Raw genomic sequence first — 26,036 nt, 5'->3', positions numbered from 1 at the left:
TCGGAGGCGGTGGCGACCGTGCCGCCCTTGATGACGAGGTCGTAGGTCATGCGGCGATCTTCCCTCCGGTGCGCCCGCCGATGGCGGCGACGCGGGCCTCGGTGCGGGCGATCAGGCGGGTGAGTTCGGCGAGGTCGGCCGCGTTCAGGCTGGGGCCGGGGGCGCGGATCCTGGCGGATTTGATGGCGCCGCGACGCTTCAAGGCCTCCTTGCGGAGCGCGATGCCGATGCCGGGCTGCTGCTCATGGCGGATCAGGGGCAGCCATGCGTCGAACAGATCCTCGGCCTCGTCGACCTTGCCCGCGTGGTGCAGGCGGCAGACGTCGACCAGCATCTCGGGCCAGGCGAAGCCGGTCATCGCGCCGTCGGCGCCGCGCTGAAGCTCCTGCGGCAGGTAGATGCCGCCGTTGCCGCAGAGGATCGAGAGGCGGGGGGTGTCGGCGGTCCCCGACCCCTCGCGCACTTTCTGGAGTTTCGAGAGGCCCGGCGCCTCCTCGTGCTTGAGCATCACGATCTGGGGGAACTCGCGGGTGAGTTTCAGGATCGTGGCGGCGGAGACGCGGACGCCGGTGAGCTGCGGATAGTCCTGGAAGACGACCGGCACGTCAGGCCCCAGCGCCGCGCAGACCTGGGCGTAGTAACCCATGATCTGCTCTTCCAGCGCCAGCCCGGGGATCGGGGCGACCATGACGCCGGCGGCGCCGGCCTCCATCGCCGACTTGCCCATGCGCGCGAGGTTGTCCATGCCCGGCGCCGACACCCCGACGATGCTTCCGAAACCCTTGGGCGAGCGCCCGAGGAACCGGGCGATGGCGGCGCGGCTTTCGTCGGGCGAGAGCTTGGGCGCCTCGCCCATCACGCCGAGGATGGTCATGCCGTCGCAACCCGCCTCGACATAGGCGTCGACGAGGCTGTCGATGGAGCCGAGGTCGAGCGCGCCGTCATCGGCGAAGGGGGTCGCGGCGATGACGTAGACGCCTTTGGTCTGGCGGTCGATGAGGGGCATGGGGATCCTCCGGGGCGTTTCTTGTGGGGTCAGGACTGGGTGGGATATTTCGGGGCCGGGATGGTGCGCGGCGCGATCTCCTCCACCCGACCGTAGCGGTCGGCGAAGAGCCGCGCGAGCGGGTATTCTCCGCCCCAGTCGGCGCGAAGCGTGTCGGGGTCGATCAGCCCGTCGCGGGTATGCAGCGCCACGGCCTCGCCTACCAGCAGCTCGCGGTCGGCGGAGAACGAGAGCCCGGTCAGCTTCCGGCATTCGAGGGCGGCGGGGGCGACGGCGAGCCGCGGCGGGCCGACCATCACCGACGCCGCCACCTCCAGCCCCAGCGCCGCCGGCTCGCCCTGGTCGGCGGGGTAGGCGGCGGCGGTGTCGACCATCGCGTCGGTCAGGTCCGGGGTCAGGATGTTGACCACGAACTCGCCCGAGCGGCGGATGTTGGCCGTGGTGTCCTTGGGGGATCCGTCGGCCTTGTGCTGGAGGCCGAGCACCACCAGCGCGGGACGTTCGCCGAACACGTTGAAGAACGAATAGGGCGCGGCGTTGACCGTGCCGTCCTCTGCGGTCGTGGTCACCCAGGCCACGGGACGCGGGATGACCACGGCGCAGAGCAGCTTGTAGACCTGCTGCTTTTCGAGGGTGGAGAAGTCGAAGTGCATGGGGCGGCTCCGGCGGTCAGAGGTCGGGCGTCTTCACGCCGGTCTGGGCGGTGATGATGCCATAGTGCTCGATGCGGCGGTGACGTTCGAAGTCGAAGATCGTCTCCTTGCCGAAGGCGGTCGCGTCCATGTCGCAGGCGGCGACGATCAGCTCGTCGCCCTCGGTCACGGCCTTGGCCACCACGAAGCCGTTGGGATCGACGATGATCGAGCCGCCCATCAGCGGGTGCCCGTCCTCGTCGCCGGCCTTGGCGACCGCGACCGCCCAGGTGGAGTTCTGATAGGCGCCGGCGCAGATCACCAGCTCGGAATGATAGAGCCGTTTTTCGAGGCCCTCGCCGCCCATCTGAGAATTCACCGAGGGCGTGTTGTAGCCGAAGACCACCAGCTCGACCCCCTGCAGCCCCATGATCCGCCAGGATTCCGGCCAGCGCCGGTCGTTGCAGATCATCATCCCCATCCAGGCGTCCATGTTGCGCCAGACCGGGAAGCCGAGATCGCCGGGGAGGAAGTACTTCTTCTCCAGATGCTGGAAGGCGCGTTCCGTGTCGTAATCGGAATGGCCGGGCAGGTGCACTTTCCGGTATTTGCCGACGATGTCGCCGGCGGGGTTGGTGAGGATCTGGGTGTTGTAGTGGTCGCCCTCGGGCGTCAGCTCGGCGTAGCCGAGGGAAAGCGCGATCCCCAGTTCCTTCGCCCGGTCGAACAGCGGTTTGGTGGCGCCGTTGGGCATCTCGCGCTCGAACCAGGCGTCGATCTCCGCTTCGTCATCCATCCAGTAGCGCGGGAAAAAGGTGGTCAGCGTCAGCTCGGGATAGACCACCAGCTGACAGCCCTTTTCGGCGGCCTCCTCCAGCAGGACCAGCATCCGGGCGACCACGGACTCGCGGCTCTCGGCCTTCAGGATCGCGCCCATCTGGGCGCCGCCCACGACGATCTCACGCATGTTGTTCTCCGACGTTTCTCAGGATGCGATCTTGCGGCCGTGGCGGCTGATCAGCCGGACTACGGGCCAGAGCAGGACCAGGTAGATGCCCGCCGCCAGAACGATCGGCGAAGCGTTGTAGGTGACCGAACGCGCCATGTCGGCCTGATAGACCATCTCCGACAGCGACACGACGGAGGCGAGCGAGGTGAGCTTCACCACCTCGACGGTGTTCGACACCAGATCGGGCAGCACCGCGCGCACCGCCTGGGGCAGCACCACGTGGGCCATGGTCTGCGCGGCGGAAAGCCCGGTGGAGCGCGCGGCCTCGTTCTGGCCGGGCGACACCGCCTCGATGCCGGCCCGGTAGACCTCGCCGTAATAGGCGGAGTTGTTCAGCATGAAGGCCAGCGCCACGGCGGCGAAGGGCTCGAGCCGGATGCCCGCGAAAGGCAGGCCCGCATAGACCGCGATCAGCAGCACCAGCGGCGGGACCGAGCGGAAGACGTCCACGAAGGCGAAGGCGGGCCAGCGGATCCAGCGCGAGCGGGCGGTGGAGGCGAGCGCCGCGATCAGCCCGCCGGCGAGGCCGAGCGGCACCACCACGATCACCAGCAGGAAGGTGATCCAGAGGCCCGACAACAGCATCGGCCAGGAGGCCTTCATGATCTCGAGGTTGAAGAACTGTTCGCCGATCTGCTCCATCGTTCAGGTCCTCCGCCAGGCGAAGCGGGTCTCGAGCCAGCGGGCCAGCAGCACGAAGGGCAGGAAGAGCGCCACATAGGCGACCGCGGCCAGCGTCAGGGGGGAGGCGTTGCCCGAGAAGCTCTGCGCCGTGGTGGCCTGGTTGAGGATGTCGGGCACGCCGATGACCGAGCCGAGCGCGGTCATCTTGGTCACCGCGATGGCCCGGTTGGTCAGCGGCGGCAGGCCGAGGCGGATGCCCTGCGGCAGCACCACGAAGACCAGCGTCTGCGCGAAGCCGAGGCCGGTGGAGCGCGACGCCTCCCACTGGCCCTTGCCGACGGAGGTGATGCCCGCCCAGAAGATCTCTTCCGAGAAGGCCCCGAGGATCAGGGTCAGCACGATGAAGAGCACGAGGTTCGACGACCACAGCACGCCGACGCCCGGCAGGCCGAAATAGGCGATCAGGATCAGGACCAGCGGCGGCAGCGCGCGCAGGACGTCGGCGTAGACGATGATGAAGAAGTTGATGCCGCGCCAGCCTGCGGCCCGGGCGCAGGCGAGCATGAGGCCCAGCGCCGTGCCGCAGATCACGATGATGATGGAGAGATAGAGCGTGACCCAGACCCCGCCGAGGATGGCGGGGGCGTATTTGGCCAGCACCGCGCCGTTCAGGAAGGCGTCGCCGAAATCCATCTCAGCCCCCCCTCAGTTCGCCTGGCGGGCGAGGAAGGCCTGCAGGCGCGGGCTTTCGGGAGCGCCGAAGATCCGCTCGGCCGGGCCCTGCTCGACGATATTCCCCTGATCCATGAAGATCACCCGGTCGGCGGCCTCGCGCGCGAAGCGCATCTCGTGGGAGACGACGAGCATGGTCATGCCGGCGGCGCGCAGCTCGCGCATCACCGCCAGAACCTCGCCGACCAGCTCCGGGTCGAGGGCGGAGGTCGGCTCGTCGAAGAGCATCACCGCGGGTTCCAGCGCCATGGCGCGGGCGATGGCGACGCGCTGCTGCTGGCCCCCGGAAAGCTGGGCGGGATGGTGGCGGGCGCGGTCCGCCAGCCCGACGCGGTCAAGGGCTGCGGCGGCGCGCGCATTGGCTTCGGCGCGCGGCATGCGCAGGGATTTGCGCAGCGCCAGCGCCACGTTCCCAAGCGCATCGAGATGCGGGTAGAGGTTGAAGCTCTGGAACACCATGCCGATGCGGCGGCGGATCGGGTCGAGCTTCACGCCATGGGCCGCGATGTTGCGCCCCTCCAGCATCACCGCGCCCGACGTCGGCCGCTCCAGCAGGTTGCAGCAACGCAGCATGGTGGATTTGCCCGAGCCCGAGGGCCCGATGACGAAGGCGAGCTCGCCCTTGGCCACCTTGAGGTCGATCCCGGTGAGGATCTCTTGGTCGCCGAAGGATTTTCGCAGGGCCGCGAGTTCGAGGATCGGAGGGGTCATGGCCAGGTCCTGGTCGCGGTCGCGTGGAAACCGGGCCGGCCCCCCGCAGGGGACCGGCCGACGCGTGGGGCTTGGGTTCAGCAGGACGGCACGTGGCCGTCGTCGACATAGCCGGCGAAGCCGGGCTGACCCCAGCCGGGCTGCGGGGTGATCGCCGCGGCGCCCTCGGCCGGGGCGATGCCGAACCATTTCTCGTGCATCGCGGCGAAGGCGCCGTCGATCTTCATGCATTCGATGACGGTCTCGAGCTTCTTGCGCAGCTCTTCGGAGTCCTTGCGCAGCGGCATCGCCCAGACGAGGCCGGTGGAATGCAGGTAGCTCAGCGCCAGCGCCGGGTTCTTCTTCGCGGCCCAGGCCGAGGCGGTGTTGCCGGCGACATTGGCCACGGCCCGGCCCGAGAGCACCGCCTGGATGGCGTCGGCGTTGGTGCCGTAGCTCTCGACCGTCCAGCCGATCTCGCTCTCCAGTCCGCGGGCCCAGCTGTCGTAGACCGAGCCCTTGTTGACCGCGATGGTCTGGCCCTTGAACTGGTGCAGGTCGGTGACCTCGGGCGCGCCCTTCTTCGTCACGAACTGGAAGTCGGTGTTCAGATAGCCCTCGGTGAACAGCAGGTTGGTCGCCCGCTCCTCGGTGACGGTGGTGGGGGCGGCGACGAAGTCGTAGGTGCCCGCCGCGAGCCCGGGCAGGATGCCGGAGAACTGGGTGGCGACCAGCTCGATCTCCACGCCCAGGCGCTTGCGCAGCTCGTCGACCAGATCGACGTTGAAGCCCTCGATCCCGCCGCCGAGCTTGGGGAAGGCATGGGGGGCGAACGTGCCGTCGACGGCGGTGGTGTACTTCTCCTGCGCGACGGCGGCCGTCGCGAGGGCGCACAAAGCGAGCGCGCCGATGAGGGACTTCTTCATGGGGGAGCCTCCTTGCTGTCGTCCTGGCCGGATTTCCGGAGATTTGGCCCCGGGCCGGCGGATCGAGCCGGAGGGACGAGTCGGATTATGACTCATTTGCGGCGCCGCACCATGCCCAAAAGATAATCGGTGATTTATTTTCCGATTTATCCATGGGCTGGAGTTATGGATTTTGGGGTGGGCGCCTGCGCAATGGGCAGATCCGCGGGCGGCATGGCCGCGAACCCTCCCCCGTGACCGGGAGAGGGCGGCGCGGGTCAGGCGGCGTTGGCGTCGCGGGCGCGGGCCAGCACGTCGAGCCTGCGCAGCAGCGCCTCGGGCCGGGCGGCTTCGACCTGGGCGCCCATGTCGGCGACGGCTTCGGCGAAATGGCAGGCGGCCATGGCGCCGCCCACCTGGCGCAGCGCCGGCCGTTCGGTCTTGCAACGGTCCTGCGCCAGCGGGCAGCGCGGATGGAAGGCGCAGCCGGACGGCGGGTTGAGCGCCGAGGGCGCGTCGCCCTTCACCTCCTCGCGCCCCGTGACCGCCCCCGGGGACGGTTTGGGCGCGGCGGCGATCAGGGCGCGGGTGTAGGGATGATGCGGGCGCGCGAAGATTTCGGCCGCATCCGCCAGCTCCACCACCCGGCCCAGATACATCACCGCCACCCGCTTCGCGATATGGCGCACCACGGCGAGGTCGTGGGAGATGAACACATAGGCCATGCCGAACTGGGTCTGCAGGTCCTGCAGCAGGTTCACGATCTGCGCCTGCACCGACACGTCGAGCGCCGACACCGGCTCGTCGCACACGATCAGCCGCGGCCGGGTGGCGAGGGCGCGGGCGATGCAGATGCGCTGGCGCTGGCCGCCGGAGAACTCGTGCGGGAAACGGTCGGCGTGGTAGTCCGAGAGGCCGACGGTCTTCAGCAGCTCCGACACCCGTTTTTCGGCGGCGGCGCCCGTGGCCACGCCATGCAGCAGGATCGGCTCCATCAGCGTTTCGCGCACGTTCATGCGGGGGTTGAGCGAGCCGAACGGGTCCTGGAACACCATCTGCATCTGGCGGCGCGCGGCCTGAAGGCGGCTGGGCGGCAGCGCGATGATGTCTTCGCCATCGAGCTTCACCGAGCCGGAGTCCGGCTCCAGCAGGCGCAGCAGCGCCCGGCCGGTGGTTGACTTGCCGCAGCCGGATTCGCCGACGATGGCCAGCGTTTCCCCGGCGCCGACCGAGAAGGACACGTCGGTCACCGCCTGCACGGCGCCGGACTTGCGGTTGAAGAGCCCGCCCTTGACCGGGAAATGCTTGGTGAGGTTGGAGACCTCGAGGATGGGCGCCTTGCCGATGGGCTTTGCGGTGGCGTTCATGCCGCGATCTCCTCGATGGGGGCGCGCCAGCAGGCGACGGAGCGGCCGGGGCCGATCTCGCGCAACGGCGGCGGCGCGGCGCGGCAATGGTCGGTGGCGAGCGGGCAGCGCGAGGCGAAGCGGCAGCCCGGCAGCTGCAGATAGGGCGGCGGCACCGAGCCGGGGATGGTTTCCAGCCGGTCGGTCTGCGCGTCGAGCCGCGGCACGGCGGCCATCAGGCCCAAGGTGTAGGGATGCTGGGGGCCGGAGAAGAGATCGGCGACCGGCGCCTTCTCCACCACCTGGCCCGCATACATCACCACCACGTCGTCGCAGGTCTCGGCCACCACGCCGAGGTCGTGGGTGATCAGCACGATGGCCGCGCCGGTGCGCTCGCGCAGGTCGCGCATCAGCGCGAGGATCTGGGCCTGGATGGTGACGTCGAGCGCGGTGGTCGGCTCGTCGGCGATCAGCAGTTCGGGATCGTTGGCGAGCGCCAGGGCGATCATCACCCGCTGGCGCTGGCCGCCGGACAACTGGTGCGGGAAATCGTCGATGCGCTTGGCGGGGGAGGGCAGGCGGACGAGGTCCAGCATCTCGATCGCCTTCTTCCGCGCGGCCTTCCGGTCGGTGAGGCCGTGGGCGCGCAGCGTCTCGATGATCTGGTCGCCGATGGTGTAGACCGGGTTCAGCGAGGTCATCGGCTCCTGAAAGATCATGCCCATGCGGCCGCCGCGCAGGCCGCGCATCTCGCGCTCCGAGATCTTGAGGATGTCGCGGCCTTCGAACAGGACCTCGCCCCCCGCATAGCGGCCCGGGGGCTGGGCGATGAGGCGCATGATGCCGAGCGAGGTCACCGATTTCCCGCAGCCGGATTCGCCGACGATGCCGAGCGTGGCGCCCCGGCGGACCGAGAACGACACCCCGTCCACCGCCCGGAAGATCCCGGTTTCGGTGTGGAAATGAACCTTCAGATCGCGGACCTCGAGCAGGGGCGCGTCGGGGTCGGGGAGGGAGGCTTTCGCGGTCATTCTGCGCCCTCGTTGGAGAAGACGTAAGGCGCGGCCTCGGCATGGGACCGGCCGGCGAAATCGAGCTGGCGGAACTGCGCCTCGGCCCGGCGCTGCGCGGCCTCGACGCCGTCCAACGCCTTGTCGAGGTCGAAGGCCACCACATCGCGGTCCTTCACCACCTGGCGGCCGTCGACGAAGACGTCGGTCACCGCGCGTTCGGCCGCGACGTAGATCAGGGTGGAGATCGGGTCGCGCATCGGGCGCATGGCGCGATGGGTCAGGTCGGCGAGGAAGAGGTCCGCTTTGGCGCCGGGCGCGAGCTTGCCGATGTCGTCGCGACCCAAAATCCTGGCGCCGCCGACGGTCGCCGCCTCGAAGATCTGCTCGGTGCGGATGTCGTAGACGTTCTGCGACATGACGCGGGAGTTGAAGAGCGCGTTCCTCTGCTCCTCCAGCATGTTGTGGGGGTAGGTGTCGGTGCCGATGCCCACCGGGATCCCGTTGCGCAGATATCGGCCGACCGTGCGCATGGTGATGCCGCGGCGCTGGAAGACGGTCGGGCAGTGGGCGACGGCGGTCCCCGAGGCCTTCAGCAGCTCGAAGTCGTTCGCCCAGGGCCAGTTGGCGGAGGCGTGGTCATTGAGGAAAATGCCGTGGCCGATGATCAGCCGGTCGTCGAGCACGCCGAGGCTGTCGAGCCATTCGAACGGCGTCTTGCCATGGCGCCGGGTGATCTCGTGGAATTCCACCATGCTCTGCGCGGCATGCAGCGTCATCTTCAGGCCGCGGCGCGCGGCTTCGGCATGGCTCGCCTGGATCAGCTCGGGCGTGCAGGTGTCGATCTGGGACGGGCCGACGATGCCGCCGAGCCTGCCCGAAGGATGGGCGATGGCCTGGTCGATCACCGACATGGCGGCGTCCATGTCGCGCTCGCCCTGCGCCTCGTCCCATTCGTATTCGACGACATGGCCGTTCCTGGTGAACCAGCGGGCGGAGCGGTACATGGGCGCGAGATAGGAGCGCATGCCGCTTTCGGCCTGAAGGTCGACCCAGCCGGGATAGGCGACGGAGAGGTCGCACATGGTGGTCACGCCGGAGAGCATCAGCTCCGACAGCGCGACGCGCACGCAGTCCTGCACCCCCTCGGGGTCCGGGCGGAACAGCGGCATGAATTCGTAGAGCGACGACATGTAGAGCCGCGGCGAGCCGAGCTCGTCCAGCATGCCCTTGTTCATCGGCTCGGAAGACGGATGCGAGTGGATGTTCACGAAGCCCGGCGACGCCAGCATGTCGCGGCCGTCGATCTCGCGCATCACCGGGCCTTCGTACTTGCCGCCGACCTGCACGATGCGGTCGCCGGCGAAGGCGACGTCCTGATGGCGCTTGTAGGCGTGCCGGCCCTCGGCCTCGTCCCAGGCGACGATCCAGGAGGCGTCGCGGATGACGGTGACCCCGGCGGGGGCCTCGGCTTCAGTCGGCTCGGTCATGGGGGCTCGGGGCTCCGGCGTGGGATCTGGATCGGTCGGGGGAGGGGGAGGGCGCCGTCCGCCGGGGCGGGCGGCGCCGGGATCTCGGTCGGCGCGGGGTCCCGAAGGGCCCCGCGCCGCGCCGGTCACTTCATCTCGAGCTGAAGGCCCTTGTAGAGGCCGGCGCCGTAGATGTTGTGCGGCTTGATCGGCTTCATGCTGTTCACATAGGCGATCTGCATCGGCTTCTCGTAGATCGGCAGCCAGACGGCGGCCTTCTGCACCTTCAGCAGCACGTCGCCATAGGCCTTGGCCCGCTCCGCATCCGTGGTCGCCGCGGCGCCGGTGGCGAGCAGCGTGTCGGTCTCCTGGTCATCCCAGTTCATGCGGTTCGGGGAGGGCATGTTCTGCGAGCGGAAGTAGAGGTTGAGCGCGTCCCCGGTCGACACATAGGGGAAGCCCATGGTGAACATGTCGAATTCCTGGGTGGCGAGCTTGCCCCAGGCCACCGTCGCGTCGAAGGGCTGGATCTGCAGGTTGACGCCGACCTTCAGCAGATCCGCCTGAACCGCCTCGGCGGTCTTCGCCCATTCGCCGGTGAAGGAGTAGATCACCGGCTCCAGCTTCACGCCGTCCTTGGCGCGCACGCCGTCGGGGCCGACCTTCCAGCCGGCGTCGTCGAGGGTCTTGGCGGCGAGTTCGGGGTCGTACTTGATCAGGAACGGCTCGATGTCGGCGTTGTAGTCCAGCGCGCCCTTGGACACGTAGGAATAGGCCGGATCGACTTCGCCGAAGAACATGTCCTCGGCCATCGCCTCGCGGTTGACGGCGAGGTTGATCGCCTTGCGGACCTCGGGGTCGTTCATGCCGGGCTTGTCGATCTTGAACCCGATGAAGTTGGTCCAGAACGCGGCGTCGGAGCGCACGACCTCGATGTTGGGCATCTGGCGCAGCTTGCCGAGGCCGATATAGGGCACGTAGTAGGAGACTTGGCCCTGGCCGGTCATCAGGGCGACGGTGCGGGTGGATTCCTCCGGCACGATCTTCCAGATCACCTTGTCGACCTTGGCCGGACCCTCGCCATACATCGGCGGACCCCAGTTGTAGCCCTCATGCTTGGTCAGCACGATCTCGTTGCGCGGGTCCCAGCTTTCCCAGCAGAACGGGCCGGTGCCGTTGAAGCCGGAGACGCCGAAATCGGCGCCCAGCTTCTCGACATTGTCCTTGTCGACGATGGTGCCGAAGGACTGGGCGAGCTGGTAGAGCAGCTCGGAATAGGGGGCGTTGAGCTCGTAGACCACGGTGACGTCATCGGGCGCGGTGACCGACTTGATGTCGCCGGCGCGCCAGGCGACGCCGGACTTCACTTCCGGGCTGACCCAGCGGTTGATCGAATAGGCCACGTCATGCGCGGTCATCGGCTTGCCGTCGCAGAACTTGACGCCTTCCTTGATGTGGAAGGTGTAGGTCTTGCCGTCCTCGGAAATGTCCCAGGACTTGGCGATCAGCGGCTCGATCGTGGACATGTCGTCGTTCAGGGCGACGAGCGTGTCGCCCATCATGAACAGCACTTCCGAACCCGACTGCGCGGTGATCGCGGGCGGATCGTATTTGTTGGAATCCTGGGCGCGCAGGATGGTGACGGTCTGCGCCGAGGCGAGCGCCGGCAGCAGGGCGGCGAAAGCCGTGCCCAGCGCGAGGCGGTTGCGGGCTTTGGCGGAAAGTCTCATGGGGCGGCGCCCTCCTTGTCGGACATGTCTGTCGGCTGCGAAGTCTGCGGCCCGCTTCTGCGGCGGGCGCGCGCGATGGGGGGCCTGCGGTCCGGTCAGGACTGCAGGCGCGGGTCGAGCACGTCGCGAAGCGCGTCGCCGGCCACGTTGGCGGCGAGCACGATGATGAAGATCGCGACGGAGGGGATCACGGCGATATGCGGCGCGAAGAGCAGGAAGTCCCGCCCCTGGCTCGCCATCATGCCGAGCTCGGCCAGCGGCGGACGCGCGCCGAGGCCGAGGAAGGAAAGCGCCGCGCCGATCAGGATCACCTGGCCGAAGCGCAGCGAGATGAAGATCATGATGGACGAGATGCAGTTGCGCAGCAGGTAGCGGCGGAAAAGCGCGGCGTCCGACAGGCCGACGGCGCGGCCGGCCTCGATGAACTCCATCTTCATCACGCCGGCGGCGATGCCGCGGGCGATGCGGGCGCAATCGGGGACCGAGGAGATCGCCAGCGCGATGATCACCGGGACCGAACCCTGGCCCATCACCGCCACGAGCGCCAACCCCAGAAGGATCGCAGGGAAGGACAGCAGCATGTCCATGATCCGCATCAGCCAGGCGTCGAGCCGCGGGTAGAAGGCCGAGAGCAGCCCGATCATCGAGCCGACGAAGCCGCCGAGCCCGACCGAGATCAGACCGATCAGCAGCGTCAGCCGCGCCCCGTAGAGCAGGCGGGAGAAGATGTCCCTCCCCTGGCCGTCGGTGCCGAGCAGATAGGCGATGTCGCCGCCGGTCTGCCAGGCCGGGGGGGTCATCACCGAGCGGGTGTTGACATAGGGGTCATGGGTGGCGAGCCAGGGCGCGAAGATCGCGCCGAGGCAGATGATCGCGAGCGCCCCCAGCGCCAGCACCGCGGCGCGGTCGCGCATCAGGCGGCGGCCCCAGGAGGCGCGGCGCGGGGGCGTCGCGTCCTCGGCGGGGGGGATGGGTGCGGACGTCGTCTCTGCGGCGGCCATGGTCATTTGCGAACCCTCGGGTCGAGCAGGGAATAAAGCACGTCGACGATCAGGTTGATGATGATGAAGCCCAGCGCGAACACCAGGATCGCCCCCTGCGCGACGGTGAAGTCCGACGACAGGATCGCGCCGACCACCAGCCGCCCGATGCCGGGCCAGGAGAAGATGGTCTCGGTCACCACCGCGCCGCCGAGCAGGTAGCCCGCCTGAAGCCCGATCAGCGTCACCACCGGGATCAGCGCGTTGCGCAGCCCGTGGCGCAGGATCACCTGGGTTTCGGTCAGACCCTTCGAGCGCGCGGTGCGGACGTGATCGAGCTTCAGCACCTCGAGCACCGAGGACCGCGTCATGCGCGCCACCGGCCCGACCAGGATCGCGCCCAGCGAAAGCGCCGGCAGGATCATGTGCATCAGCCCGTCATGGGACCAGAGCGGTCCGCCCCGGCCGATGAAAGGCAGGTTCATCCACAGCACGCCCAGATACTGCACCGCCAGGAGGCCCACGAAGAAGATCGGCAGCGACACGCCCGCCACCGAGATCGCCATGATCGCCCGGTCGACGATCGAGCCCCGCTTCACCGCCGCCAGCGTGCCCATGGCGACCCCGAGCGGGATCGACCAGAGCATGCAGGCGAGCATGAGCTCCACCGTCGGACCGATGGCCGAGGAAAGCTCCTCGGTCACCGGCTTGTTGGAGATCATCGACCGCCCGAGGTCGCCGACGGCCATCCGCTCCAGGTAGGACCAGAACTGCACCGGAAGCGGCTGGTCGAGGCCCATGTCGATGCGGATCGCCTCCACCACCTCCGGCGGGGCGGAGGGCCCCGCCACCACCCGCGCCGGATCGCCCGGCACGAGTTGCAGAAGCATGAAGCCGAACAGCAGGACCCCGAACAGCACCGGGATCGACAGCATCAGGCGGTCGGTGATCGTGGAGATCATGCCGCGATGTCCTCCCGACGGTAGACCACCTCGCCGCCGAGCAGGGTCATCTCGCAGACCGTGGTCAGGATGTCCTTCGGGTCGACCTCGAAGAAGTCGTTCGAGAACACCGCGACGTCGGCGTACTGGCCCGGGATCAGCCGGCCCTTGCGCGCTTCGTCATGCACGCCGTAGGCGCTTTCATAGGTGTAGCAGTGCAGGGCCTCGGCCACGCTCAGCCGCTGGTCGGCGCCCAGCACGACGCCGGTGTCGGTGGTCCGGGTCACCATCGCGTAGATGTTGGCGAAGGGGTCGATGTCGCAGACCGGGCAGTCGGTGGAGGCGGAGGGATGCACGCCCGCCTCCATGAACGCCTTCATCGGGTAGCAGAACTGGGGGCGCTCCTCGCCGAGGCAGGCCTCGTAGCCGTCGCCGAAGAAGTAGATGAAGGTCGGCTGCGGCCCGGGCACGCAGCCGAGCTTGGCCATCCGCTCGATCTGGCTCGGCGAGAGCCAGCCGCAATGCTCGATCCGGTGACGGCGATCCTCGACCGGATGGGCCGCCTGGGCCTTTTCGTAGGCGACCAGGATCTGCTCGATCGCCGCGTCGCCGATGGCGTGGGGCGTGACCTGATAGCCCCATTTATGGGCCTTCATCACGATCTCTTCGGTGGTCTCCGCGGCCTGGCACTGCAGGCCGTAATTGTCGGGACCGCCCTCGGGCAGGGCCTCGTAGGGGGTCGTCATGTAGGCGGTGCGCCCGCCGGCCGACCCGTCGAGGAAGAGCTTGACGCCGGCGATGCGGAAGATGTCGTCGCCGACCCCGGTGATCAGGCCCTCTTCATGGCACTGGTCGAGGATGTTCTTCTCCGGGTCGCCCATGATCACGCCGGCGACGCGGACCGGGATCCGGCCCTCGGCATGGGCCTTCTGGTAGGCGCGCATCTCGATCATGCCGTCGCGGATGCCGATTGCCGCCTCCATCACCGAGGTGATGCCGTAGGTCAGCAGGTTCTTGCCGGCGGATTCGATGGCGTCGACGATGTCGTCCACGGTCGGCGCGGGCAGGACGTCGTGGATCGGGGCGCGGGCGGTCTCGGCCAGCCAGCCGGTCAGCTCGCCCTCGGCCCGGCCGATGGCGCCGCCGAACGGGTCGGGGGTGTTGTGGCCGATATCGGCGAGCTTCAGCGCGCTGGTGGAGGCGACGCCGACATGCCCGCAGGCGCGCACGATGTAGACCGGGTTGTCGGGGGCGGCGGCGTCGAGCTCCTTGCGGTGCGGGTGACGATGCTCGGCCAGCTTGTCGTGGTCGTAGCCGCGGCCCACGATCCATTCGCCCGGCGCGGCGTTGGCGGCGGCGGCCCTGATCCGGTCCAGCAGCGCGTCGACCGAGCGGACGCCGTCGCGGGCCCGCAGATCGACCTGCTTCATGTTGAAGCCGTACATGTGCAGATGCATATGCGCGTCGTTGAGGCCCGGCATGGCGAGCTTGCCGCCGAGGTCGATGACCTCGGTGTTGTCGCCGGCCATCGCCTCGATTTCCGCGCGGGCGCCGGTGGCGAGCACCTTGTCGCCGGAGATGGCCAGCGCCTCGGCGAAGCCTTCGGCCAGCCCGCACCAGATCTTGCCCCCGACGAGGATCTTGTCGGCCGAGATCGCGTCGGTCATGCGCGGGTCTCCGGGCGGGGATGGGTTCGGGCGATCATGGGGGGCTCCTTGGGGTCTTCGGGTCAGGGATCGGGGGAGGGGGCGGGGCTCAGTAGCCCGCGTCCCGGCTCACCGCCGCGTCGGGGATGCGCCCGGCCTCCATCGCGTCGAGCGCGAGGCCGAGCTGGCGGACGGTTTCCTCGCGCGAGGTGTCGGACGCCTTGTGGGGCGTCATCATGATGCGCGGATGGGTCCAGAACGGGTGGCCCTGGGGCAGCGGCTCGGTCCGGAACACGTCGAGCGTGGCCGACCCGATGCGGCCTTCGTTGAGCGCCGCGAGGAAATCGTCCTCCACCATGTGCTCGCCCCGCCCGATCTGCACGAGGGCCGCGCCCTCCGGCATCTGGGCGAAGAGGTCGGCGTTCAGCACGTCGCGCGTCTCCGCGGTCAGCGGCAGCACGTTGACCAGAATCCGCGCGCGGGCGGCCACGGTCCGGATCGCGCCGGGGCCGGAGATGACTTCGACGCCGGGCAGGGGCTCGCCCCCCGACCGCGCCGCAGCGATCACCGGGAAGCCCAGCGCCGCGATGGCGCGGGCCACCGCCCGGCCCATCAGCCCGTAGCCGAGCACGCCGACCGGAACCGAGGCCGGGGCCGCGGGCCGGAAACTGCGCACCCAGCGCTGCGCCGCCTGATGGGCCAGGTAGTCGCCCATGCGGCGGTGATGCCAGAGCACGGCGAAGGCGGCGTAGCCGGCCATCAGGTCGGCCTGGTGATCGTCGCGCACCCGGGTCACGACCGCGTCCCTGGGCAGGCTCGGGCAGTTCAGGATCCCGTCCACCCCCGCCGCGATCGACGCGGCGAGGCGGATGTTGGGGAAGCGGTCGAACGCATCGTCGGCCGGGTTCCAGCAGAGCGCGGCGGTCACCTCCTCGGGCCGCTCGATCTCGTCGGGCCGCATCAGCAGCAGCCGGTCCTCGTCGATCCCGCCGAAGAGCTGCTTGAGATCGAAGGGAACCGAGAGGCACGCCACGACGGTCGGACGGGCGGCGACGGCGACTTGCGGCGAGTGGGCGAGCGGCGCGTTCATCTCAGAGATCGAAGTCCGGCTGGCGCTTCTTGATGAAGCGCAGATAGGCTTCCCATTCCGGGTCGGGCTTGCCGGAGGCGAAATGCGCCTCGCCCCAGCTCTCGCTCTGGCGGGCGGTGAATTCCGCGAGCTCCTCATGGACGATGCGCGGCGTCATGCCCGAACCCATGATGGCGAGCTGCGCCTTGCAGGCCCGCTCCAGGTTGAAGGCGGCCGAGAACGCCTCGCCCACGGTGCGCCCGCAGGTCATCATGCCGTGATTGCGCAGCACCATGACGTTCTTGTCGCCCAGGTCGGCGACCAGACGCTCGCGCTCCGCCAGGTTGACGGCGATGCCCTCGTAGTCGTGGTAGGCGACGCGGTTGTGGAATTCGAGCGACCACTGGTTGAGCGGCAGGATGCCCTCCTCCAGCGAGCTGATCGCGACGCCGGCGACGGTGTGGGTGTGCAGCACGCAATGCACGTCGTGGCGGGCGGCGTGCACGGCGGAGTGGATGGTGAAGCCGGCCTTGTTGATCCCGGCGCCGAATTCGTCGCGCAGGATCTTGCCGTCGAGATCGACGGTGACGAGGTTGGAGGCGGTGACCTCGTCGAAGCGCAGGCCGTAGGGGTTGATCAGGAAGGCGTGCTCGCCCTCCGCGGCCGGGGCGCGGGCCGAGATATGGGTGAAGATGCTGTCGTCCATGCCGAATTCGGCGATCAGGCGATAGGCGGCGGCGAGGTGCACCCGCTCGGCGGGAAGTTCGGCCGAGATCTGGCTCTGCACGGTCATCAAGAGGCTCCTTGCGGCGGCGGCCGCGCTTTGCGGGGCGGCGGCGGCTGGGTTTTCCGGGGCGATCCGCGGGTCCGGCGCCGCAACTTTCGCCACGGCAGGTTTCGGTGTGCGATTCTGTTGCGTCGCAGCGAGAGTGCGGCGAAAATCTGGACAAATCAACTGTCGACAGTCGGCTATTTTTCGAGTCACCTGATCTGGAGCGTCCGGCGCGCCCGACCGCCGCGCACCGGGCCTCCGCAGCCCGGCGCGCCGCTTCTCGGATTGCGTCGGATCCTGCGTGAAACGTCGGGGGATCGGTCGAACATGTTGAACGACGATTTCGGGGGACCGCCCGGAACCACCTTCAGGGCGCTGGAAAGCGACGACCTGGTGACGCGGATCGCGGATCAGGTGGTGCGCGCCATCGGCGACGGCCGCCTGCGCCCCGGCGCCAAGGTGGCCGAGGCGAAGCTCGCGCGCGAACTCGGCACCTCCCGCGCCCCGGCGCGCGAGGCGCTGCGCCTGCTCGAATCGCAGGGGCTGATCGTGTCGCATCCGCGCCGCGGCTTCTTCGTGCACGCCTATGACGCGGACGAGCTGGCCGACATCTACGACCTGCGCGAATGCCTCGAGCTGCACGCCGCCGAAGGGGCGATGTCGCGGATCACCGACGCCGACATCGCCCGGCTGACCGAACAGGTGGCCTTGCTGCATACGCTGGGCGCGGCCGGGGCGGCGCAGGAGCAGGTGGTGGAGGATTACGGTTTTCACCGGATGCTGTGCGAGATCGGCGGCAACCGGCGGATCGTGAAGCTGTTCGACCATATCGCGACCGAACTGCGCGCCGGCATCGCGCTGGTCGGCCGGGTCTATGACGACCCCGTCACCCTCGCCGCGACGCATGAGCCGCTGATGGAGGCGATCCGCGCCCGCGACGCCGAGCGGCTGAAGCGGGAGCTGCGCGAGCATCTGGAGGACGCGCGCATCCATGTGGTGCGCCTGTTCCGCGACGCCGCGGCCGATCCCAAGGACTAGGGAGGCTCAGCCCCGGGTCTGGCCGAAGCCGAGGTCGAACTGGCGCTTGGCGGCGTCGCGGATCAGGCGCTCGGCGTCCGGTTCCTGGTCCAGCAGGCGCTGGAAATCGCGGCGCGAGAGCGTCAGCAGCCGGCAATAGCCCAGCGACACCACCCTTGTCCGACGCCGGCGGGCCGGCGCGAACAGCGCGATCTCTCCGAAGAAATCGCCGTTGGCGAGCCGCGCCACAACCCCGCGCGCGCCCTGCGCCTCCAGCGCGCCGGAGGCGATGACGAAGAGGTGGTCGCCGCGGGCGCCTTCCTCCAGCACCACCTCGCCGGGGATGGAGAAGCGCGGGCGCAGCAGGCGGGCGAGGCGGACCTTCTGCTCGGAGGTCAGGCTTTCGAACAGCGGCGTGCGGTCCACCAGCTCGCGCGCCGACAGCGCCAGATCGAGCCGCGGCGGCCGGCCGAGGCGGCGGTCGCGATGGTCGAGATCGCGGCTCAGGTCCCCGAACAGCTCCGGCCCGATCACCCCGTCATGGTGCAGGCGCGCCACCTGCTGGCGTTCGCGGCGCATGGCGGCGCGGGCCAGCAGCAGCCGGTCCATGGCGGCGGTGTAGTCGGGATACTGCGCCTCCAGCCCCGCCAGCGCCGCGCGCACCTCCTCCAGCCGGGACGCGAGCAGGGCGCGCAGATTGGCGGTGGCGTCGGCGCCGATCATCGGGGTGACGGTGGATTCGGCGAAGCGGTCCAGCTCGCGCAGGATCCGCTCGGTCTCGGTCTGCGCGGTCAGGTCGAGCTCGATCGCCTCGCGCAGCGGCCGGTCCCAGCGCAGGCGGCGGTGCACGAAGGCGGCGAGCCGGCGGCGCGGCGCGGCGGTCAGCGCGGCGTCGGCGGCGAGCTCGTAGCCGTCGCGCCCGCCGATGCGCGCCGCATCCGCCAGCCGGTCGACCGCGAGCCGCATCTGCATGGTGGCGCGCGGCCCGATGGCGCCTTCCTCGAACGCCCGGCGCACCAGGCGGGATTCCTGGCCCGAGAGGATCGCGAGGCCGAGGCGCAGACGCTCGCCGAACGGGATGCGCTCGCCCTGGGCCTCCGCCTCGGCCTGGCGCTCGACGTCGCGGGCCTGTTCGGCGAGGCTCTCCTGCACCGAGGCCACCATTTCCGCGTCGAGATCGCGCTCGGCCGCGAGATTGGCCACAACCTTGCGGACCCGGGCGTAGGAGCCCGCCACGATGCGTTCGCGCAGCGCGAGGTCGGCGGGCGTCAGCGCGTCGAGGCCGAGACGCCGCGTGACCAGCGCCAGCGTGGGCGCGTTGATCATGAGCGTCATCAGCGCGAAGCCCGCGGCGATGGCGCCGACGCGGGCGGCGTCCTCGCCGAGCGCGCCGAGCTCGGTCAGCGACAGGGCGAGCACCAGCGTCACCGCGCCCCGCACGCCGCCCCAGAGCAGCAGGATGCGGCGGTTGCGCGACAGCGGCGCCGACAACCCCGCCGCGGTCAGCCCGGGCAGCACCACGAAAAGCAGCAGCGCCCGGGCGGCGATGGCGGCGACATAGACCAGCGGCACGAGGATCGCGTCGCGGTAATCGAGCGACAGGAGCAGGCCGGGGGTCAGCGAGGCCGCGATCAGCAGGATCATCGCATTGCCCCAGAAGCCGATCTGGGCCCAGACCGCGCGCACCGTCGCCCAGTTGCCCGGCCCCATGCGGATGAAGCCCTGCGACCCGGTGCCGAGGCCTGCGAAGACCACCGCCACCACGCCCGAGGCGCCGAGCCCCTGTTCGGCGACCAGATAGGCGCCATAAGCCAGCGCCACGGTCAGCGACGCCTCCGCCACCGCCGAGCGGCCGAGCAGCGCATAGGCCCGCGCCGCGATCAGGCTCGCCCCGATCCCGATCGCCGCCCCCACCGAAAAGCCCCAGGCGAAGCTGGAGGCGACGTCGAGCGGCCCCGCGGCCTCGGCCATCGCGGCGGCGAGCAGGGCGGAGAAGATGGCGATGGCGGCGGCGTCGTTGAGCAGGCTCTCGCCTTCCAGCAGGACGACCAGGCGGCGCGGCGCGCCGATCTCGCGGAAGGTGCCGATGACCGCGGCGGGATCGGTGGTGGCGACCGCCGCCCCCAGCATCAGGGCCGCGATCGGTCCGATCGAGGACGCGCCCCAGACCGACAGCCCCACCGCGGCGGTGGCGGCGGCGACGGCGACCACGGCCATCACCATCACCACCACCCAGTCCTCGAGCAGGCGGCGGGTGTTGACCGACAGCGCCATCTCGAACAGCAGCGGCGGCAGGAACACATGCAGCAGGCTGGAGCTGTCGAGCGCCAGCTGATCCAGGAACCACAGGTCGTAGGTGTCGAGCGCGCCGCCCGACACATCCAACCCGAAGCCCGAGGTCGCCACGCCGTAGGTCAGCCCCAGCGCCGCGACCACCACCGGCAGCGGCAGGCCGGCGGCGCGGGCCGCGGGGGCGGCGAAGGCGGCGATGGCAAGCAGCAGCGCGAAGGCGGCGACGGCGAAGACGACGATCTCCAAGCGGGCGTTCCTTCGGGCGGGGGCGGCGGGGAGGCGGGGATGAGGGCAGGCGGGTTCGGTCGCCAGCATATAGGCGCCGCCCCTGCCGCTCTACCAGACATGGGGGGCGATGCGAGGGAGAATCCGCAAGAGAAACAGGCGGGAAGCCGCGGGGGACGCTCGCGGAACCGTGCGGCGCGCCGGGCGGCGCCGCGCGGCCCGGCGCCTTGCCCGGGCGACGGCGGGGGGGTAGCGTCGCGCCTCCGGCATCCCCCCGCCGGGACCGTTTTCGGGCCGCTTCGGCGCGGACCGTCGGACGTCCTGCCGACCAAGCGGAGATCGCGAATGACCAGGCGCAGCCCTCCGGATCGCCGCGTGCCCGGCCTCCTTGGACGCCGCGAGGCGCTGGGGCTCGGCCTCGGCGGAGCGGCGCTGGCGCTCGGTCCCTGGCGGGCGCGGGCGGACGAGGACGCGCCGGCGGATCCGGGGCGGCTGATCATCGGCGCCGGCGATCCGCAGGGGGTCTACTACGCCATCGGCCAGGCGATCTGCCGCTTCGTGGCGCGCGAGGAGGACAAGGAAGCGGCCCCGCTGACCTGCGAAGCGCCCGCCAGCTCGGGCTCCATCGAGAACATCGAGGGCCTGCGCGCCGGCGCCTTCCAACTTGCGCTGGTGCAATCCGACTGGCAGCGCGAGGCCTATCTGGGCGTCGGACGCTTCGACCAGCGCGGCTATGATCGCCTGCGTTCGGTGATGTCGCTGCATACGGAGGTGTTCACCGTGATCGCGCGCGCCGACACCCGCGCCCGGGCGTTGGGCGACCTGCGCGGCATGCGGGTGGATGTGGGGACCGCCGGTTCGGGCCGGCGCGCGACGCTGGCGGCGGCCATGGCCTCGCGCGGGTGGTCGCTGGCCGATTTCGCCCAGATCACCGAGCTGGACGCGGCCGCGCGCGCCGCGGCGCTGGCGCGGGGCGGGCTGGACGCGGTCGTCGACATGGTCGGCCATCCCAACGCCGGCACACGGGCGGCGATGCTGGCGACCGAGGCGCATCTGCTGCCGGCCGAAGGCGGCTGGGTGGAGCGTCTGATCGCCGCCGCGCGCGGCTTCAGCCACGCGAGCATCCCCGGCAAGGTCTATCGCGGCGCCCCCGATCCGACGCCGAGCTTCGGGCTGCGCGCGACGCTGGTCGCCTCCGCCGATCTCGACCCGGAAGTGGTGCGCCGGGTCACCCGCGCCATCTTCGGCAATTTCGACCGGTTTCATCGCCTGCACCCGGCGCTCGCCGGACTGACCGAGGCGGAGATGGTGCGCGAGGGGCTCAGCGCCCCCCTGCATCCGGGGGCGCTGAGCTATTACCGGGAGCGTGGCTGGCTCTGACGCCCCGCGCCCCTGGCGGGCGACGGCTCGGGCGACGCTTCGGACGTCTGGGCCGGGGCGACCGGCGGCCGAGGCTTGCGGCGCGGCGGGGCCTTGGCGGTCAGCGCCGGAGGCCGGGCGGCGAGGGCCGCCAGCAGCTCGGGCCGGGCGGCGAGCTCCACCCGTTCCGGCGCGGTCAGCCAGGACAGGGCCTGGGTCGCGTCGCGGGCGGCGTCGATCTTCGCCCGCGCGGTGAGGGCGGCGAGATGGCGGGGCTCGTCGGTCGCGGCGTCGGGCGCGGGCCCGCCGAGGCCCGCGACATGCGCCTCCGCCAGCAGCGGGTTGGCGGCGAGGTCCGACAGCCCCTGCGCCCCGTCCCGCCCGATGCGGGCGCCGGCGTCGGCGGCCTGCTTCCACAGCGGATGCGGCGCGCGGGTCTGGGGCGTGTCGAGCAGGCCCACGCGCGAGAACGCCGCCCCGATCCGCGGATCCGACCCGAAGCGGGCCAGCAGCGGCGACAGCAACAGCCCCGCCACCACCGGCGACAGCCAGATCAGCACTTCGGGCTGGGTGACCAGCAGGGCGGCGGCGAGCAGCCCGCCGGCGAAGATGTGCCCCGCATGTTCGGCCAGCGCCTCGCCCCAGGGCGGGGCGACGCCGTCGCGGGTCTGCGGGTTCCAGCCGGAATCGCGGCCCGAGAGGATGTCGATAACGTGCCGGGTCTGCATCAGCATCATCACCGGGGCGACCAGCGCCGACAGCGCCAGTTCCACCACCGCGCCCGCGAACACCCGAAGCCCGCCGCCATAGCGCCGCCGGATCGAGGGGATCGCCAGCGCGCGGCCGAGGCCGATGAGCTTGGGCAGCAGCAGCACCCCCATCGCGCCGACGAAGAGCCACGTCATCCGCACCACGTCGAATCGCGGCCAGGACGGGAACAGCTGGAAGGTGGCGGGAAAATATTCGGGCCGATACCACGACGCCTGCACGGTGATCACCAGACCGACCAGCAGCATCAGCAGCCAGACCGGCGAGGCGAGATAGGAGCCGATGCCGATCGCCATATGCAGCCGGTTGGGCCAGCGCAGGCCGCGCGCGCCGATGATCGCCGCGTGCTGCAGGTTGCCCTGCGCCCAGCGCCGGTCGCGCACCGAGAAGGCGGCGAGCGACTGAGGCAGCCCCTCCCAGCTTCCCTCGAGGTCGGGGTCCATGCGCACCTGCCAGCCGGCGCGGCGCAGGAGTGCGGCCTCGACGAAGTCATGGCTCATCACATGGCCGCCGAAGGGTTTGCGGCCCGGGAGCTCGGGCAGGCCCGCGGCCTCGGCGAAGGCGTGCACGCGGATCACCGCGTTATGGCCCCAGAAATTGCCGTCGTCGCCCTGCCAGGCCGACACGCCGCGCGCGACCACGGGTCCGTAGAGCCCGCCGGCGAATTCCTGCAGCTTGGCGAAGGGGGTCAGCGCGCCAGTCAGGGCCGGGGTGGTCTGCAGCAGGCCGAGGCCCGGCGCGGCCTGCATCCGGCGCACCATCTCGACGATGGTCTCGGGCAGCATCAGGCTGTCGGCGTCGAGCACCAGCATGAAGTCGTAGCGCGCGCCCCAGCGCTCCACGAAGTCCTGGACGTTGCCGGCCTTGCGCCCGGTGTTGAGCGTGCGGCGGCGATACCACGCCGGCATCGCGTCGCCCAGGCTCTCGCGAAGCGCTGCGAAGGCGGTGGTCTCGCGCGCCCAGGCGTCGGCGTCGCGGGTGTCGGAGATGATGAAGATCTCGAACGCCTTGCCATGGCCGAGGGCTGCGATGCCGCGGCCCATGGCGGCGAGCGCGCCCATCACCTCGGACGAATCCTCATTGTAGACCGGCATCACGATGGCGGTGCGCGCGGTCAGGGGCGCGGTCTGGTCGAGCTTGGGGGGCCGCGGGGTCAGCAGCAGCCCGGCGAGCGCGGCGCAGGCCGGGAAGGCGATCCAGCCGAAGGTCAGCACGAAGAGGAAGCGCAGCGCCAGCTGCAGGGGGGTGATCTGGTCGGAGGCGAAGGCCAGCATCATCTGGTCCGCGCCGACCCAGGTCACGAACAGCGCGCCGCCGAGCGACAGGATCCGCGCCGCCAGCACGCGCGCCGTCGGCCGCGCGAACCGGCCTCGCGGCGGCACGCGGCGCAGATCCTGGACGCGCATCCGCAGATGCGCCTCCGACGGCGTCGGGCCGGGGCCCGCGGCCGACGCGAGGCCGCGCGCCGCATCGGATACGGGCGCACCCGCCGGGTGGGCGGAGGGGGCGCCGTCGGGGATCATGCCGGCGTCCAGCGGTAGAGCCAGGTCTCGGACACCGGCTCCCCGCCCTCGGCCTTCACCAGCTGCAGGCGGAATTCCATGCCGCCGCCGTCGGGCGGGTTGAAGCCGATCACCACCCGCGCCACGCCGGCTTTCGGCACCGAGCGCAGGTTGAGATGCTGGATCTTGCCCCCGACGGCCTCGACCTTGGGGCGCAGGTCGTTGATCGGCCGGTCGCCGATGTCGAAATCGATCACCATCATCCGCCGCTCGCCCTCGATCACCGAGCGTCCGGCGCGGGTGTTGATCACCCGCGCCGCCGGCGCTTCGTCCGGCGGCAGCGCGCACCAGTAGAGCCGGTAGGCGAAGGCGTGCTCGCGCGCCGCCGCCAGCGGCTGGCGGGGGCGCCAGAAGGCGACGATGTTGTCGTTGAACTCGCTGTCGGTGGGGATCTCCACCAGCCGCGCGTCGCCCTCGCCCCATTCGTCGAGCGGCGCGACCCAGGCCGAGGGACGTTTTTCATAGCGCGCCTCGGCGTCCTGGTAGTCTTCGAACGCGCGGCGACGCTGCACCAGCCCGAAGCCGCGGGGATTTGTGTCCTGGAAGGCCGAGAGCTGCAGGGTCGCGGGGTTGGACAGCGGTCGCCACAGCCGCTCGCCATGGCCCGTCAGCATCTGCAGGCCCATCGAATCATGCACCGCGTCGCGGTAATCGTCGACGCGCCCCCGCTCCTTCGCGCCGAAATAGTACATCGAGGTCAGCGGCGCGATGCCGGCTTCGCGCAGGTCCACCCGCGGGATCAGGGTGGAGCGGACGTCGACCACCGTCTCGGCGCCCGGACGGATCAGGAATTCGTAGGCCCCGACCACCGACTGGCTTTCGAGCAGCGCGTGCAGCTTGAACTCGGTGGCGTTGCGGGCGGGGCGGTGCAGCCAGAACTTGGTGAAGACGGGGAATTCCTCCCCGCCCGGCGCGCCGGTGTTGATCGCCAGCGCCCGGGCCGACAGGCCGAAGAGCTGGTCGCGCCCGATGCCGCGGAAGAAGCTCGCGCCCTGGAAGACCGAGATCTCGTCATGCACTTCGGGCCGGTTGATCGGATAGCGCACCCGGAACCCGGTCCAGGAATGGCCGTCGGCCGACCCCTCCGGCGCGCGGCCGTCGGGGAGCTTGAAGCGATTCTCGTCGAAATGCAGCGCGGTGGGATCGAAGGGCAGGGGGGTGGTCACGCCGTTGTCGACCAGCGCGATGTCGACCACGTCGCGGTAGATCGAGCCCGGGGGGAGCAGGTCGATCTCGAAGCCCAGCCCCTCCCCGGTCCAGATCCGGCGCGCGGGGATGTAGCGGATGGCGCGATAGGCGTCGTAGTCGAGATCCTCGAAAATGCCGGACAGGGTCTGGCGGCGGTTCTCGTGGCTGTCGCGGACCCGGTCGCGGGCGATCTGCAGCACGGTTTCGAAGTCGAAGACCGGGGCGGGCACGGCGGGCGCCTCTGCGGCCACACGGCGGGCGCCGCTGGCAGCGGCGGGTGCCGGGGCGGCCTTGGGCTCGGGCGGAGCCGGGCGCAAGCTCTCCAGCTTCAGCGAAGCCAGCGCCTGAAACGCCCCACGCGCCTGCCCGCCCAGCTCGGCCTTCAGCGCAGCCAGGCTGCGGCCCTGGCCCAGCTGGCGGCCGTGTTCGTCCACCACGCGCAGGTGCATGAAATGGTGCGGGGTGAGCATGTCCACCTTGATGTCGTTGCGCACGATGTCGAGCTGCGTCGCTTCGCGCACCAGCTTGAGCAAGGCGTCCATCAGGTTGCCAGCGCCGAACACCGCAGGCTCGGTGAGCGCGGTGGCAAAACGCTCGGCCGTGGCTGGCAGGGGCACCAGGCGCGAGCGCGGGCGCTGGTGCAGGGTTTTCAGCAGCGCCAGCAGCTTGTCTTTCAGCATGCCGGGCACCAGCCAGTCGCAGCGGTCTTCGCTGACCTGGTTGAGCGCAAAAATGGGCACGGCCACACTCAGGCCGTCGCGCGGATCGCCAGGTTCGTGCAGGTAGGTGCAGCTGCAGTCCACACCGCCCAGACGCAGCGTTTTGGGAAACGCCTGCGTGGTGATGCCGGCCGCCTCGTGGCGCATCAGTTCTTCTTTGGTCAGCAGCAACAGCTTGGGGTTGAGCCGCTGCGCGTCTTTGTACCAGCGCTCAAAGCTGGCGCCGCTGCACACCTCGGCGGGAATCTGCGCGTCGTAAAACGCAAAAATCAGCTCGTCGTCCACCAACACGTCTTGCCGTCGCGACTTGTGCTCCAGCTCGGCCACCTGCTTCACCAGCTTCTG

Annotated in this window: 21 protein-coding genes; 2 read left to right on the top strand and 19 right to left on the bottom strand. The window is 70.2% G+C overall.

All coding sequences use genetic code 11. The features are described 5' to 3' along the window. Positions 1–46 precede the first annotated feature (46 nt). The 16 genes from ACTB72_RS10080 to ACTB72_RS10005 all read right to left on the bottom strand — a co-directional run bounded on the left by ACTB72_RS10080 (position 47) and on the right by ACTB72_RS10005 (position 16,582). Positions 47–1,006 (bottom strand): dihydrodipicolinate synthase family protein, encoded by a 960-nt coding sequence (locus ACTB72_RS10080; RefSeq protein ID WP_463036865.1) that lies wholly within the window; start codon positions 1,004–1,006, stop codon positions 47–49. A 29-nt stretch (positions 1,007–1,035) separates the two neighbouring features. Then, positions 1,036–1,659, bottom strand: a complete 624-nt coding sequence (locus ACTB72_RS10075; protein WP_463036864.1) for a flavin reductase family protein — start codon at positions 1,657–1,659, stop codon at positions 1,036–1,038. Between the two features lie 16 nt (positions 1,660–1,675). Then, on the bottom strand, positions 1,676–2,605 hold the full coding sequence (locus ACTB72_RS10070) for an N-carbamoyl-D-amino-acid hydrolase (RefSeq protein WP_463036863.1): 930 nt from the start codon (positions 2,603–2,605) through the stop codon (positions 1,676–1,678). A gap of 18 nt (positions 2,606–2,623) precedes the next feature. After that, positions 2,624–3,289, bottom strand: coding sequence for an amino acid ABC transporter permease (locus tag ACTB72_RS10065; RefSeq protein ID WP_463036862.1), 666 nt, complete (start codon positions 3,287–3,289; stop codon positions 2,624–2,626). A gap of 3 nt (positions 3,290–3,292) precedes the next feature. Continuing rightward, complete coding sequence (locus ACTB72_RS10060) at positions 3,293–3,964, bottom strand: amino acid ABC transporter permease (RefSeq protein WP_463036861.1); 672 nt, start codon at positions 3,962–3,964, stop codon at positions 3,293–3,295. A gap of 12 nt (positions 3,965–3,976) precedes the next feature. Next, positions 3,977–4,714: an amino acid ABC transporter ATP-binding protein gene (locus ACTB72_RS10055; protein ID WP_463036860.1), complete on the bottom strand. Its 738-nt coding sequence runs from the start codon at positions 4,712–4,714 to the stop codon at positions 3,977–3,979. Between the two features lie 77 nt (positions 4,715–4,791). Next, positions 4,792–5,619, bottom strand: a complete 828-nt coding sequence (locus ACTB72_RS10050) for a transporter substrate-binding domain-containing protein (RefSeq protein WP_463036859.1) — start codon at positions 5,617–5,619, stop codon at positions 4,792–4,794. A 257-nt stretch (positions 5,620–5,876) separates the two neighbouring features. After that, positions 5,877–6,965: an ABC transporter ATP-binding protein gene (locus ACTB72_RS10045; protein WP_463036858.1), complete on the bottom strand. Its 1,089-nt coding sequence runs from the start codon at positions 6,963–6,965 to the stop codon at positions 5,877–5,879. Further along, positions 6,962–7,975, bottom strand: coding sequence for an ABC transporter ATP-binding protein (locus tag ACTB72_RS10040; protein WP_463036857.1), 1,014 nt, complete (start codon positions 7,973–7,975; stop codon positions 6,962–6,964). Before ACTB72_RS10040 ends, ACTB72_RS10045 begins: the two co-directional genes overlap by 4 nt. Beyond that, complete coding sequence (locus tag ACTB72_RS10035) at positions 7,972–9,444, bottom strand: amidohydrolase family protein (RefSeq protein WP_463036856.1); 1,473 nt, start codon at positions 9,442–9,444, stop codon at positions 7,972–7,974. The genes ACTB72_RS10040 and ACTB72_RS10035 overlap by 4 nt, the downstream gene beginning before the upstream one ends. Before the next feature lie 125 nt (positions 9,445–9,569). After that, positions 9,570–11,153: an ABC transporter substrate-binding protein gene (locus ACTB72_RS10030; RefSeq protein ID WP_463036855.1), complete on the bottom strand. Its 1,584-nt coding sequence runs from the start codon at positions 11,151–11,153 to the stop codon at positions 9,570–9,572. 95 nt (positions 11,154–11,248) lie between these two features. Beyond that, complete coding sequence (locus ACTB72_RS10025; protein WP_463036854.1) at positions 11,249–12,160, bottom strand: ABC transporter permease; 912 nt, start codon at positions 12,158–12,160, stop codon at positions 11,249–11,251. Continuing rightward, a complete protein-coding gene (locus tag ACTB72_RS10020; RefSeq protein WP_463036853.1) occupies positions 12,157–13,095 on the bottom strand; it encodes an ABC transporter permease in 939 nt (312 codons plus the stop codon). Before ACTB72_RS10020 ends, ACTB72_RS10025 begins: the two co-directional genes overlap by 4 nt. Then, complete coding sequence (locus ACTB72_RS10015) at positions 13,092–14,741, bottom strand: amidohydrolase (RefSeq protein ID WP_463036852.1); 1,650 nt, start codon at positions 14,739–14,741, stop codon at positions 13,092–13,094. The genes ACTB72_RS10020 and ACTB72_RS10015 overlap by 4 nt, the downstream gene beginning before the upstream one ends. A gap of 88 nt (positions 14,742–14,829) precedes the next feature. Then, entirely contained in the window at positions 14,830–15,810 is a 981-nt protein-coding gene (locus ACTB72_RS10010) for an NAD(P)-dependent oxidoreductase (protein WP_463036851.1), read from the bottom strand. A gap of 1 nt (position 15,811) precedes the next feature. Further along, positions 15,812–16,582 (bottom strand): class II aldolase/adducin family protein, encoded by a 771-nt coding sequence (locus ACTB72_RS10005; RefSeq protein ID WP_463036850.1) that lies wholly within the window; start codon positions 16,580–16,582, stop codon positions 15,812–15,814. A 306-nt stretch (positions 16,583–16,888) separates the two neighbouring features. Between ACTB72_RS10005 and ACTB72_RS10000 the strand changes: the two genes are divergently transcribed. Beyond that, positions 16,889–17,599 (top strand): GntR family transcriptional regulator, encoded by a 711-nt coding sequence (locus ACTB72_RS10000; RefSeq protein WP_463036849.1) that lies wholly within the window; start codon positions 16,889–16,891, stop codon positions 17,597–17,599. A 6-nt stretch (positions 17,600–17,605) separates the two neighbouring features. On the opposite strand, the gene ACTB72_RS09995 is transcribed toward ACTB72_RS10000, so the two are convergent. Then, positions 17,606–20,116: a cation:proton antiporter gene (locus ACTB72_RS09995; protein WP_463036848.1), complete on the bottom strand. Its 2,511-nt coding sequence runs from the start codon at positions 20,114–20,116 to the stop codon at positions 17,606–17,608. A gap of 354 nt (positions 20,117–20,470) precedes the next feature. Here ACTB72_RS09995 and ACTB72_RS09990 point away from each other — a divergent pair, with 354 nt between their 5' ends. Next, positions 20,471–21,475 (top strand): TAXI family TRAP transporter solute-binding subunit, encoded by a 1,005-nt coding sequence (locus ACTB72_RS09990; protein ID WP_463036847.1) that lies wholly within the window; start codon positions 20,471–20,473, stop codon positions 21,473–21,475. Here ACTB72_RS09990 and mdoH read toward each other — a convergent pair. Continuing rightward, positions 21,451–23,745, bottom strand: a complete 2,295-nt coding sequence (mdoH, locus tag ACTB72_RS09985) for a glucans biosynthesis glucosyltransferase MdoH (RefSeq protein ID WP_463036846.1) — start codon at positions 23,743–23,745, stop codon at positions 21,451–21,453. The two genes, ACTB72_RS09990 and mdoH, sit on opposite strands and share 25 nt — an antisense overlap. After that, positions 23,742–26,036: DUF3418 domain-containing protein (locus ACTB72_RS09980; RefSeq protein ID WP_463036845.1), on the bottom strand; the 2,295-nt coding region annotated here is incomplete at its 5' end. The genes mdoH and ACTB72_RS09980, both read right to left, overlap by 4 nt.

It is taken from the genome of Albimonas sp. (genome assembly GCF_055129145.1).
Note: the sequence above shows the minus strand (reverse complement) of the source record. Positions and strands in the feature narration are given on the sequence as shown.

Excerpts from the sequence above, each read along its gene's own strand:
- ACTB72_RS10080 (WP_463036865.1), bottom strand. The coding sequence starts at position 1,006 with ATGCCCCTCATCGACCGCCAGACCAAAGGCGTCTACGTCATCGCCGCG.
- ACTB72_RS10075 (WP_463036864.1), bottom strand. The coding sequence starts at position 1,659 with ATGCACTTCGACTTCTCCACCCTCGAAAAGCAGCAGGTCTACAAGCTG.
- ACTB72_RS10070 (WP_463036863.1), bottom strand. The coding sequence starts at position 2,605 with ATGCGTGAGATCGTCGTGGGCGGCGCCCAGATGGGCGCGATCCTGAAG.
- ACTB72_RS10065 (WP_463036862.1), bottom strand. The coding sequence starts at position 3,289 with ATGGAGCAGATCGGCGAACAGTTCTTCAACCTCGAGATCATGAAGGCC.
- ACTB72_RS10060 (WP_463036861.1), bottom strand. The coding sequence starts at position 3,964 with ATGGATTTCGGCGACGCCTTCCTGAACGGCGCGGTGCTGGCCAAATAC.
- ACTB72_RS10055 (WP_463036860.1), bottom strand. The coding sequence starts at position 4,714 with ATGACCCCTCCGATCCTCGAACTCGCGGCCCTGCGAAAATCCTTCGGC.
- ACTB72_RS10050 (WP_463036859.1), bottom strand. The coding sequence starts at position 5,619 with ATGAAGAAGTCCCTCATCGGCGCGCTCGCTTTGTGCGCCCTCGCGACG.
- ACTB72_RS10045 (WP_463036858.1), bottom strand. The coding sequence starts at position 6,965 with ATGAACGCCACCGCAAAGCCCATCGGCAAGGCGCCCATCCTCGAGGTC.
- ACTB72_RS10040 (WP_463036857.1), bottom strand. The coding sequence starts at position 7,975 with ATGACCGCGAAAGCCTCCCTCCCCGACCCCGACGCGCCCCTGCTCGAG.
- ACTB72_RS10035 (WP_463036856.1), bottom strand. The coding sequence starts at position 9,444 with ATGACCGAGCCGACTGAAGCCGAGGCCCCCGCCGGGGTCACCGTCATC.
- ACTB72_RS10030 (WP_463036855.1), bottom strand. The coding sequence starts at position 11,153 with ATGAGACTTTCCGCCAAAGCCCGCAACCGCCTCGCGCTGGGCACGGCT.
- ACTB72_RS10025 (WP_463036854.1), bottom strand. The coding sequence starts at position 12,160 with ATGACCATGGCCGCCGCAGAGACGACGTCCGCACCCATCCCCCCCGCC.
- ACTB72_RS10020 (WP_463036853.1), bottom strand. The coding sequence starts at position 13,095 with ATGATCTCCACGATCACCGACCGCCTGATGCTGTCGATCCCGGTGCTG.
- ACTB72_RS10015 (WP_463036852.1), bottom strand. The coding sequence starts at position 14,741 with ATGACCGACGCGATCTCGGCCGACAAGATCCTCGTCGGGGGCAAGATC.
- ACTB72_RS10010 (WP_463036851.1), bottom strand. The coding sequence starts at position 15,810 with ATGAACGCGCCGCTCGCCCACTCGCCGCAAGTCGCCGTCGCCGCCCGT.
- ACTB72_RS10005 (WP_463036850.1), bottom strand. The coding sequence starts at position 16,582 with ATGACCGTGCAGAGCCAGATCTCGGCCGAACTTCCCGCCGAGCGGGTG.
- ACTB72_RS10000 (WP_463036849.1), top strand. The coding sequence starts at position 16,889 with ATGTTGAACGACGATTTCGGGGGACCGCCCGGAACCACCTTCAGGGCG.
- mdoH (WP_463036846.1), bottom strand. The coding sequence starts at position 23,745 with ATGATCCCCGACGGCGCCCCCTCCGCCCACCCGGCGGGTGCGCCCGTA.